Here is a 9,265-nt window from a genome sequence, read left to right on the forward strand (position 1 = left end):
GTGCCTGGTCCAGAATAAGGCGGCGCGTTTCTGGATTGACGAAGGCGCCTCCGCCCGTTGCCAACACGCAGCGTTTGTCCCCGCCTTCAATCAGGCGGGCGATCACCCGCCGTTCTCCGCTTCGAAAATAGTCTTCGCCGAACTGTTCGAACATTTCGGCAATCGACATTTGCGCTGCGCGCTCGATCTCTTCATCGGCATCGACAAACGGAACATGCAGCACATTCGCCAGCTTGCGGCCGACGCTGGACTTGCCCACGCCCATCATCCCGATCAGCACGATCGGACGATCAAGACGCGCAGCAAGCGCCTCGATTTCCGCCGAACTGAGAGTTGCACCGTCAAGTTCCATTGCGGCCCCGCCTATAGATAGGCTAACCGGTCACGCAAGTATTGGGTTGAGAGGTCGCGGGTGGCGAATAGCGTGCGGTGGGAAGCAAGAGTGACACTGGTCGTGGCGGGCCTGGCAATCGCCGGGCTGTTGGCGTGGGCTTGGATCGATGGCGGGGTCGAGCCGGTGCGCCCGATGACTGCGCCCGCCTTCTTGCCTGAGGCGGCCCGATGAACCGCGCCTGGTTATTCGTGGGCGGCGCTGCCCTGGCACTAAGCTCGGTCTGGGCAGCGGCGCAGGATTCGCCTGAATCGTTGCTGCCGCCTGGCTTTGAAAAGCCCAAGCCGGCGCCCAAAGTTGACACGCCGGCACCCAATCCAACGGCATCGCCCGTGATTCAACCGCTGCCCGGTGATACCCGAACCCCGTCGGCTGTACCCCGGGCACCCAGCCTGCCTTCCGGTTTGCGCATTCCTACTCTGGGTGAGCTTGAGGCGATGTCGCCTGACGATCTGGACGAATTGCTGGGCCTTAAGCCCAAGTTCGACATGCCAGCGGCCGCCCGCCGGTCAATGGCGCAAGTCGGCGTGTTGGCGGCATCGGAAGGGGGACTTGCGGCGGGGTCGGTCAGCCAGCAACCGCAAGACCTGGTCAAAGCCGCACTGGACGGAAACAAGGGACGGATGGTCTCACGCTGGGGGCATATCCTGCTGCGCCGGGCCCTGGCATCGCGGCTGGATGCGCCGATCGGCATGAACCCGGCCGACTTTGCTGCATCGCGCGCTGCACTTCTGGTCCGGATGGGCGAAGGAGATGCAGCCCGCGCCGTGGTTCAGGATGTGGATGCAGGGAATTACACGCCCAGCCTGACCCAGGCGGCGATGGACGCCTTTGCCGCTACAGCGGACGTGACCGGCATTTGCCCGGTGATCGCGGTGCATGGCGGAATCCGGAAGGATGTTGACTGGCGGGTGCTGCGCTCGGTCTGCGCCTCGTTTCAGGGCGATGGTTCTGCCGGGATGGCTCAGCTCAACCAGATGCAGCGATCGGGCGTGTGGCCGCAGATTGACATGTTGTTGGCCAAGAAATTTGCTGGCGCTGCAGGCAAATCCCGCCAGGCGGTCAAGATCGAATGGGACAAGGTCGATACGATGAAGCCGTGGCGCTATGCGCTGGCGATCGCCGTCGGGCTTGAGCCGCCCGCCCGATTGCTCAAAGATGACGGTCCGCGTTACAGCTATCTTGCAGCGACCGCGCCGATGGTTTCGCTGACCAGTCGCGCTGCCGGGGCTGACCGCGCAGCAGGAGCCGGCATCCTGTCGTCAGCTGCGATGGTCGATCTATACAGCCAGATTTACGCACAGGACGATATCACCGGCGAATGGTCGGACCGGGCCGATATGCTGCGCAACGCCTATGTCGGCACTGAACCTGCCGACCGGATGAGCGCCATCAAGGGATTGTGGGACGGGGGCAGCGATGCCCAGGCGCGCTATTCTCGCCAGGTGTTAACCGCATATGCTGCGGCACGCATGCCGGTGGACGGCGCATTCGATGGCGAAGCGCCTGATCTTATCGCTTCCATGCTGGCGGCAGGCCTTGACCAGAACGCGCTGCGCTGGCTTGGCCGAAGCGATCCGGGCGGTCTTGCCTGGGCCCAGCTGGCGCTTGCTGCGCCAACTTTGCAAGGCGGCGTAGCAGCCGGCACGCTCAACGATTTTTACGATAACGATGCATCGGAAGGCCACCGCAAATCACGTTTTCTTCTGGCTGGTCTGGCCGCGTTGGGCCGCGTTGAAACAGCGGTTTCGCGGGATTTTGCGAGCAAGCTGGGTATCGATCCAGGCCGCCAGACACGGTGGACCGCGCTGATCGATCAGGCGGCAGAGGTTGAAAACCAGGCATTGGTGGTGTTTCTGGCCGGTGTCGGGATGCAAGGAGACGGCTGGGACAAGATGACCAGCGTCAACCTGTTCCACATCGTCAATGCCCTGAACCGGGTCGGACTTTCGGCCGAAGCGCGGATGATTGCGGCCGAGGCGGTCGCCCGGGGCTAGAGCCGTTGACATCGGCCATCGACAGCTTCCTGGCCATGCTGGCTGCAGAACGCGGTGCTGCGCCCAACACGCTTGCCGCCTATCGCCGTGATCTGGAAAGCGCGGAAGAAGCGCTGGGTGATCTGGTGGCGGCCGGCCAGGCCGAGGTTGCATCGCTTGGCGCGACCTGGGCGTCGCTTGCGCCGTCCAGCGTGGCGCGCAAATGTTCGGCCCTGCGCCAGTTCTTCGCCTTTCTGGTCGATGAAGGCTGGCGCACCGACGATCCTTCGCGTGCCTTGCCGCGCCCGCGCAGCCGGCGACCATTGCCGCGTTTGCTGTCGCACGCAGAAGTAACGGCAATGTTCGAACGCGCCGAACTTGAAGCACAAGGCGATCAATCCGCGCCGGTTCGTCTGCTCACTTTGCTGGAAATGCTTTATGGGTCGGGCTTGCGTGCGACCGAACTGGTTTCGCTGCCGTTATCTGCCGTGCCGCGGGATGCTCCGTTCCTGACGGTTACCGGCAAGGGCGGACAACAGCGCATGGTGCCGGTGAGCAGCGCTGCAAGGCGGGCATTGTCACGCTGGCTGGCGGTGCGGGGCGAGGGCGGGCGGGTGCTGTTCCCCTCAACCTCGAAACAGGGGTACCTGACCCGCGTCCGTCTGTTTCAGTTGCTGCGCGGTCTGGCGGCGCGGGCCGGTATAGATCCCGACAAAGTGAGCCCCCATGTCTTGCGCCACGCATTTGCCACGCACCTGCTGGAAGGCGGCGCGGATTTGCGCGTCTTGCAGACTTTGCTGGGCCATGCGGATATTTCGACCACGCAGATCTACACCCATGTCGATAGCGCGCGGCTGGTGGCACTGGTCAACGCCAGGCATCCCCTTGCGGTGCGGACCAAGCAGGGCTAGCGCAAAGGAATGATTTCCTACCTCGAGTTTGAAAAGCCGGTTGCGGCGCTGGAAGCCCGGATTGCCGAGCTGCGCCAGACTGCCAGCAACGGCGATGTCGATATTTCATCTGAAATCCGCCGCCTTGAAAGCAAGAGCGCGGACTTGCTGGCGACGACCTATGCCGCCTTGACACCGTGGCAGAAAACCCAGGTCGCGCGTCACCCGATGCGGCCGCATTTCAGCGATTTTACGGCGATGCCGTTCACCGATTTCATGCCGCTGGGCGGCGACCGTTATTACGGCGATGACCAGGCGATCATTGGCGGTTTTGCCAGACTGGGCGATCGACGCATCATGCTGATCGGCCATGAAAAGGGCAATGACACCCAAAGCCGCATCAGGCACAATTTCGGCATGGGCAAACCCGAAGGCTATCGTAAGGCGATCCGCCTGATGGATATGGCCGGACGTTTCGGTCTGCCGGTCGTCACGCTGGTCGATACCTCTGGCGCATTCCCGGGGGTAGAGGCTGAGGAACGCGGACAGGCCGAAGCGATTGCCCGTTCGACCGAAGCGTGCCTGGCTTTGCCGGTGCCGATGGTCTCGGTGATTGTCGGCGAAGGCGGGTCGGGCGGGGCTGTGGCCCTGGCCAGCGCCGAGCGCGTGCTGATGTTTGAACACGCGATCTATTCGGTGATCTCGCCCGAAGGCTGCGCTTCAATACTGTGGCGCACAAGCGAACGGGCTGCTGACGCCGCCGAAGCGATGAAGGTGACCGCGCAGGATCTGCTGGCGCTCAAGGTCATTGACCGGATCGTCAAGGAACCGGTCGGCGGTGCGCACCGCGATCCGCAGACCGCATCCGCTTCGCTGGGCGATGCAATCGGGGATGAGCTTGACCGCCTGACAAAATTATCCGCCTCGCAATTGCGGACAATGCGGGAAGATCGGTTTCTTCGCATCGGCGCCAGTTAGGCCCTGCATCTCGCCAGCTATCTGTATACTCGGGAACAATTCTCTGTCCCTGCAGTTTCCAACTCGTTACGATCGCGCCTTTTAGGCCGGCGAGGAGGATTGCATGAAACAGGTATCCCATTTGAATCGTTTTATAGTCGGTTACGCCACCGGTGTTTCGCTGCTGGTGCTGCCGGCATGCACGTCTGCGCAAAGCGCCAGGCCCGCGGCCAGTGCCTCTGCCGTGCAGTCCATCAGTGCGGCCGACAGGGCGGAAGGCGCCAAGGCGCACCCGCAATTGCTGGCAGAGTTTGGCGGCGCTGAAACCGGTACACAGGCCGCTTATGTCGAAACGATCGGCAAGAACATTGCAGTGCAATCGGGGTTGAGCAACGCGCGCGGCGATTTCACTGTCACTCTGCTAAACTCGTCAGTCAACAATGCCTTCGCCATTCCCGGAGGCTATGTCTACACCACCCGCCAGCTCGTCTCGTTGATGAATAACGAAGCGGAACTGGCGGGCGTGCTCGGCCACGAAGTTGGCCACGTAGCAGCACGCCATGCAGCCAAACGGCAAAGTGCGGCCACCAAAAACTCGATCATCGGTGTTTTGGGAACGGTCCTTTCCGGGGTGCTGCTTGGGAACAGCCAGCTTGGTCAAGTCCTGCAGAAGGGCTTTGCGCAAGGTTCGCAATTGCTGACACTCAAATATTCCCGTGACCAGGAATCAGAAGCTGACCGGCTGGGCATCACTTACCTCAAGCGCGCCGGATATGATCCACGCGCCATGTCGACCGTGCTGCAAAGCCTTGCCGCGCAAAATGCGCTGGACGCAAGGCTGATGGGGTCAAGCAACCAAGTTCCGGCCTGGGCATCGACCCATCCCGATCCTGCATCGCGGGTCCGGACGGCCCTGAGTTATGCTGGCGCCACCGCAGCCGGGACTACCAATCGCGATACGTTCCTGACCCGGATAAGCGGCCTGACCTACGGCGATGATCCGCGCCAGGGCGTGGTCGATGGCCGCAATTTCGTGCATCCCGATTTGCGTCTGGCATTTCAATCGCCCAACGGCTTCTACATGCTCAATGGCACGCAGGCGGTCACGATCGCGGGGCAATCGGGCAAAGGTCAGTTCACGACCGGTGCTTTCAGCGGCGATCTTGATGCCTACATTCGCGCGGCTTTTGCCGGCCTGACCGACACTAACCAGCCCAAAATCGATCCAGGCACGATTTCGCGCACGACAGTCAACGGGATCCCGGCGGCCTATGCAACGCAGCGCGTCAACAACGGCAACAGCCAGGTTGACGTGACCGTGTTCGCTTATCAGTTCGACGCGACCCACGCTTACCATTTCCTGACGATCGTGCCGGCCGGCAGTGCCAGTGTGTTCAATCAGATGTATTCATCGATGCGCCGGATCTCTGCAACCGAGGCAGGCGCGGTCAAGCCGCGCAAGCTAGTGGTGATTACGGCCAGGTCAGGCGATACGGTCAACAGTCTGGCCCAGCGCATGGCCTATACTGACGCGCAGCTTGACCGGTTTCTTGTGCTCAATGGACTGACAGCGTCCAGCCGCATCAGTGCGGGGCAGAAGATCAAACTGGTGACATACTGACAGGGTGCGGGCGGTGATCGGTATCGCCGCGCTGGAGAACGCAAAAGAGGCGGCGGATTTCTCCGCCGCCTCCTTTTGTTTGTTCGAAGCGTCAGGCTTCGGACGCGCTTAGCAAGACGTGGTCTTGGCGCAGTCCAGCTTGCTCGAAGCAGTGTTGAAGGTGTTCTGCAGGTTCTTGCCCATGTTCTGCATGGCAACGATTGCAGCAACTGCGATGAGAGCGGCGATCAGGCCATATTCGATGGCGGTCGCGCCGGCTTCGTCACGGATCAGTTTGTTGATGAACTTCATGATTGGTCTCCAGTTAAAGCAGTTTCACTTACCCGCCCTTTCACTTTCGACCCCGGAAAGGACCTGATCAGGGCTATGCTTCAAACCTTGCGAACTGGTTAAATTGGCAGAGCGCCAAGCGCGCGAAAAAGCTAAGTGATGGATATTCCACACAAAGAAAAAGGCGGCGGATTTCTCCGCCGCCTTTCCTTGTGTTCGAAGCCTTAAGCTTCGGACGCGCTTAGCAAGACGTGGTCTTGGCGCAGTCCAGCTTGGTCGAAGCAGTGTTGAAGGTGTTCTGCAGGTTCTTGCCCATGTTCTGCATGGCAACGATTGCAGCAACCGCGATGAGAGCGGCGATCAGGCCATATTCGATGGCGGTCGCGCCGGCTTCGTCACGGATCAGCTTGTTGATGAACTTCATGATTGGTCTCCAGTTTTAAGCAGTTTCATTTACCCGCCCTTTCGTATTTAAACCCCGGAAAGGACGAGCCCGGGTTAGGCTAGAGGTCTTGCTAATTTCTTAACTGACCTCAAAAATATTGATCAGGATATGGCGTTTGAAATCGCATCGGCGGTGGCTTGCAAGCCACCTTTCGAAGAGCCACCCAGCTTGCTCATCGCGGCGACTGCGCCGATCGCAATCAAGGCGACGATCAGGCCATATTCGATGGCAGTAGCCCCGCGTTCGTCTCGAGCCAGATTTTGCAACATCAACTTGAACATCTTCGTCTCCCACCCCACCGGAGTTCGTTCGATGCCGAAACTGGCATTGGTTCGTTAAGAAACAGTTGAAGGCGGAGCTGCGAGTGCCAAGTTTTCCGACAATCATCCCGGTCGTGGCGGCAGCGCTGATTGACGCATCGGGTGCCGTGCTGATGCAAAAACGCCGATTTAACAAAGCGCACGGAGGACTTTGGGAGTTTCCCGGCGGCAAGGTCGAACGGGCGGAAAGCCTTGAGGCAGCGCTGGTTCGGGAATTGGCGGAAGAACTTGCCATTGCGATCGACAGCGAATCGCTGATCCCGTTTCGGTTCGCCTCAGCTGTTGGATTTCCGCATGTCGTTCTACTTTACATTTGCCGCACCTGGCACGGCGAGCCGGTTGCACTGGAAGCAGAAGAGCTTGCCTGGGTGGCACCAGGAAATCTGGCCAACCTGCCCATGCCCCCTTTGGACGTGCCGCTTGCCGCGGCCCTTTACGAAGCGTCAAAAAGGACGAATTAGGCGCTTGCCAAGCGCAGACCCGCCCCCTATGTGCGCCCTTCCAACGCGCCCGTAGCTCAGCTGGATAGAGCATCAGACTACGAATCTGAGGGTCGGACGTTCGAATCGTTCCGGGCGCGCCAAACACCAAAGGCCATCCGCAAGGGTGGCCTTTGGTGTTTGTTGGGTCATGGAGCCAAGCGGACTTTCGGGGTCGCAGCGCCGCTGGCGCGCAGACGTCCGCAGCGCAGCGCAGGACAATCGTTCCGGGCGCGCCAAACACCAAAGGCCATCCGCAAGGGTGGCCTTTTGCGCGTTCAGGCTTGCTCCTGTCACTATCGCTGGTTGCTCCGCTTTGGCGCTGGTCGCTAGGCACTTGTCCGATTTGCATCAGCGGGAGACGTGCCATTTCCTATAACAACCGCCGTGTGTTCATCCGCACCCGTCCCGACGGCGCGCCGGTGCTGACCGATTTCGGCATCGAGGATGAAACGATCGCCGACGTTGCGTCAGGCCAGGTGCTGGTCAAGGTCGATACGCTGTCCATGGATGCGTGGATCCGCACAACGCTGAATGACGCCGGGATGCATGAAACAGGCGATCTGGGATCGACCATTCGCGCATTTGGTATTGGTCAGGTCATTGCCAGCAGCGATGCCGGATATGCCGAAGGCGACTGGACTTATGGAATGCTGTCGGCACAGACGCTGGCGCTGATACCGTCAAGCCAGTTGACCAAGGTGGAACCCGAACCTGGCGTATCGCCGCAAGAATACATTGGCTTGCTGGGCATCACCACCGGGCTGACCGCATGGGTGGGCTTGATCGCGGTCGGCGAAGTGCAAGCGGGCGACGTGGTGCTTGTTTCAGGCGCCGCCGGGGCGGTTGGTTCGTGCGTTGTTCAATTTGCCAAGGCTCGCGGCGCACACGTCATCGGGATTGCCGGGGGCGCCGCGAAGTGCGCCTACCTGGTCGATCAACTGGGCGCCGATGCAGCGATTGATTACAAGGCGGGGGATGTTGGCGCTCAATTGGGTGCGCTGGCTCCTGACGGGATCGACCTGTTCTTCGACAATGTCGGGGGCAGCATTCTTGATGCCGCGCTGGATAACCTGCGCCCCAGCGGCGGCGCGCGCGTTGTGATCTGCGGGGCGATTTCGCAATACCAGCATCTGGACGATGTCGCGGGCCCCAAGCTCTATCTGCGGCTGGCTGAACGCAATGCCTCGATGCGCGGGTTCGTCGTTTCACATCACGCGGCCCGTTTCACCGAGGCGAAAAAGGAAATCTCTGCGTTGATCCGTGACGGCAAGGCGCGCCTGCCCGAATATGTAGTCAGCCCCATCGACAAGTTTCCCGATGCGCTGCTCATGCTGTTCAGCGGGCAGCATACCGGCAATCTGGTGGTCAAACCCTGACGCCGCGCCGGATCGCCAAGCAAAAATGCCAATTGCCGTGCCGTGCTGTCGGCGCGATTATCTTGCGAACCTTAAAGTGTGAGGCCCTGCCATGTCGCGCCAACAATTGATCGAGATGACCCGTTCCCTTGTCGCGCATGGCGACGCCGGAACGATGGAACTGGCCGACGAAGTCGTGCGTATCCCGGTGTCGAGCTACACTGACGAGGCCCTGTTCGAGCGCGAAAAGCACCAGATCTTTCGCCGTCTGCCGCTGATGGTCGCGCCGTCGTGCGAATTGCCAGAGCCGGGTGACTTCAAGGCGATGGATATTTGCGGCGTGCCTTTGCTTTTGACCCGGCAAAAGGACGGCAGCGTCGGCGCATTTCTCAACATGTGCAGCCACCGCGGCAACCCGGTTGCAGCAGGTACCGGTAACGCGAGCCGCTTTACGTGCGGCTATCACGGCTGGACCTTCAAGAACGATGGCGCGCTGATCGGGGTGGCCAGTCCCCAGGACTTCGGCGCGGTCGACAAGGCGGCAAATTGCCTGACGCG

At 60.8% G+C, this 9,265-nt stretch carries 12 protein-coding genes and 1 tRNA gene; 9 read left to right on the top strand and 4 right to left on the bottom strand.

The genetic code is table 11. The features are described 5' to 3' along the window. A partial coding sequence (locus tag Q0L62_RS08335) for a shikimate kinase (protein ID WP_296678803.1) occupies positions 1–352 on the bottom strand: 352 nt, incomplete at its 3' end. 90 nt (positions 353–442) lie between these two features. Here Q0L62_RS08335 and Q0L62_RS08340 point away from each other — a divergent pair. The 5 genes from Q0L62_RS08340 to Q0L62_RS08360 all read left to right on the top strand — a co-directional run bounded on the left by Q0L62_RS08340 (position 443) and on the right by Q0L62_RS08360 (position 5,835). After that, positions 443–565: a hypothetical protein gene (locus tag Q0L62_RS08340; protein WP_296678805.1), complete on the top strand. Its 123-nt coding sequence runs from the start codon at positions 443–445 to the stop codon at positions 563–565. Continuing rightward, complete coding sequence (locus tag Q0L62_RS08345) at positions 562–2,388, top strand: hypothetical protein (RefSeq protein WP_296678807.1); 1,827 nt, start codon at positions 562–564, stop codon at positions 2,386–2,388. The genes Q0L62_RS08340 and Q0L62_RS08345 overlap by 4 nt, the downstream gene beginning before the upstream one ends. Positions 2,389–2,393: 5 nt before the next feature. Then, entirely contained in the window at positions 2,394–3,278 is an 885-nt protein-coding gene (locus Q0L62_RS08350) for a tyrosine recombinase (RefSeq protein WP_296678809.1), read from the top strand. A gap of 9 nt (positions 3,279–3,287) precedes the next feature. Then, positions 3,288–4,235 carry an acetyl-CoA carboxylase carboxyltransferase subunit alpha gene (locus Q0L62_RS08355; protein ID WP_296678811.1) on the top strand — a complete coding sequence of 316 codons (948 nt, stop codon included), beginning with the start codon at positions 3,288–3,290 and terminating at the stop codon, positions 4,233–4,235. Between the two features lie 103 nt (positions 4,236–4,338). Then, positions 4,339–5,835 carry a M48 family metalloprotease gene (locus tag Q0L62_RS08360; protein WP_296678813.1) on the top strand — a complete coding sequence of 499 codons (1,497 nt, stop codon included), beginning with the start codon at positions 4,339–4,341 and terminating at the stop codon, positions 5,833–5,835. Positions 5,836–5,943: 108 nt separating this feature from the next. Here the strand turns inward: Q0L62_RS08360 and Q0L62_RS08365 are convergent, their stop codons facing one another. The 3 genes from Q0L62_RS08365 to Q0L62_RS08375 all read right to left on the bottom strand — a co-directional run bounded on the left by Q0L62_RS08365 (position 5,944) and on the right by Q0L62_RS08375 (position 6,831). Beyond that, complete coding sequence (locus tag Q0L62_RS08365) at positions 5,944–6,126, bottom strand: Flp family type IVb pilin (RefSeq protein ID WP_296678815.1); 183 nt, start codon at positions 6,124–6,126, stop codon at positions 5,944–5,946. 220 nt (positions 6,127–6,346) lie between these two features. Beyond that, positions 6,347–6,529: a Flp family type IVb pilin gene (locus Q0L62_RS08370; RefSeq protein ID WP_296678817.1), complete on the bottom strand. Its 183-nt coding sequence runs from the start codon at positions 6,527–6,529 to the stop codon at positions 6,347–6,349. A 122-nt stretch (positions 6,530–6,651) separates the two neighbouring features. Continuing rightward, complete coding sequence (locus Q0L62_RS08375; RefSeq protein ID WP_296678819.1) at positions 6,652–6,831, bottom strand: Flp family type IVb pilin; 180 nt, start codon at positions 6,829–6,831, stop codon at positions 6,652–6,654. Positions 6,832–6,914: 83 nt separating this feature from the next. Between Q0L62_RS08375 and Q0L62_RS08380 the strand changes: the two genes are divergently transcribed. The 4 genes from Q0L62_RS08380 to Q0L62_RS08395 form a co-directional block, all read left to right on the top strand. Continuing rightward, positions 6,915–7,331 carry a (deoxy)nucleoside triphosphate pyrophosphohydrolase gene (locus Q0L62_RS08380; protein WP_296678821.1) on the top strand — a complete coding sequence of 139 codons (417 nt, stop codon included), beginning with the start codon at positions 6,915–6,917 and terminating at the stop codon, positions 7,329–7,331. 45 nt (positions 7,332–7,376) lie between these two features. Next, positions 7,377–7,453 (top strand) — tRNA-Arg (locus tag Q0L62_RS08385). A gap of 285 nt (positions 7,454–7,738) precedes the next feature. Beyond that, entirely contained in the window at positions 7,739–8,728 is a 990-nt protein-coding gene (locus Q0L62_RS08390; protein ID WP_296678823.1) for an NADP-dependent oxidoreductase, read from the top strand. Between the two features lie 115 nt (positions 8,729–8,843). After that, positions 8,844–9,265, top strand: a 422-nt coding sequence (locus tag Q0L62_RS08395) for a Rieske (2Fe-2S) protein (RefSeq protein WP_296678825.1), incomplete at its 3' end; no start/stop codon positions are given.

The sequence above is a fragment of the Novosphingobium sp. genome, from assembly GCF_024642085.1.
Taxonomy (GTDB): Bacteria; Pseudomonadota; Alphaproteobacteria; order Sphingomonadales; family Sphingomonadaceae; genus Novosphingobium.

Excerpts from the sequence above, each read along its gene's own strand:
- Q0L62_RS08365 (WP_296678815.1), bottom strand. The coding sequence starts at position 6,126 with ATGAAGTTCATCAACAAACTGATCCGTGACGAAGCCGGCGCGACCGCC.
- Q0L62_RS08345 (WP_296678807.1), top strand. The coding sequence starts at position 562 with ATGAACCGCGCCTGGTTATTCGTGGGCGGCGCTGCCCTGGCACTAAGC.
- Q0L62_RS08355 (WP_296678811.1), top strand. The coding sequence starts at position 3,288 with ATGATTTCCTACCTCGAGTTTGAAAAGCCGGTTGCGGCGCTGGAAGCC.
- Q0L62_RS08360 (WP_296678813.1), top strand. The coding sequence starts at position 4,339 with ATGAAACAGGTATCCCATTTGAATCGTTTTATAGTCGGTTACGCCACC.
- Q0L62_RS08375 (WP_296678819.1), bottom strand. The coding sequence starts at position 6,831 with ATGTTCAAGTTGATGTTGCAAAATCTGGCTCGAGACGAACGCGGGGCT.
- Q0L62_RS08370 (WP_296678817.1), bottom strand. The coding sequence starts at position 6,529 with ATGAAGTTCATCAACAAGCTGATCCGTGACGAAGCCGGCGCGACCGCC.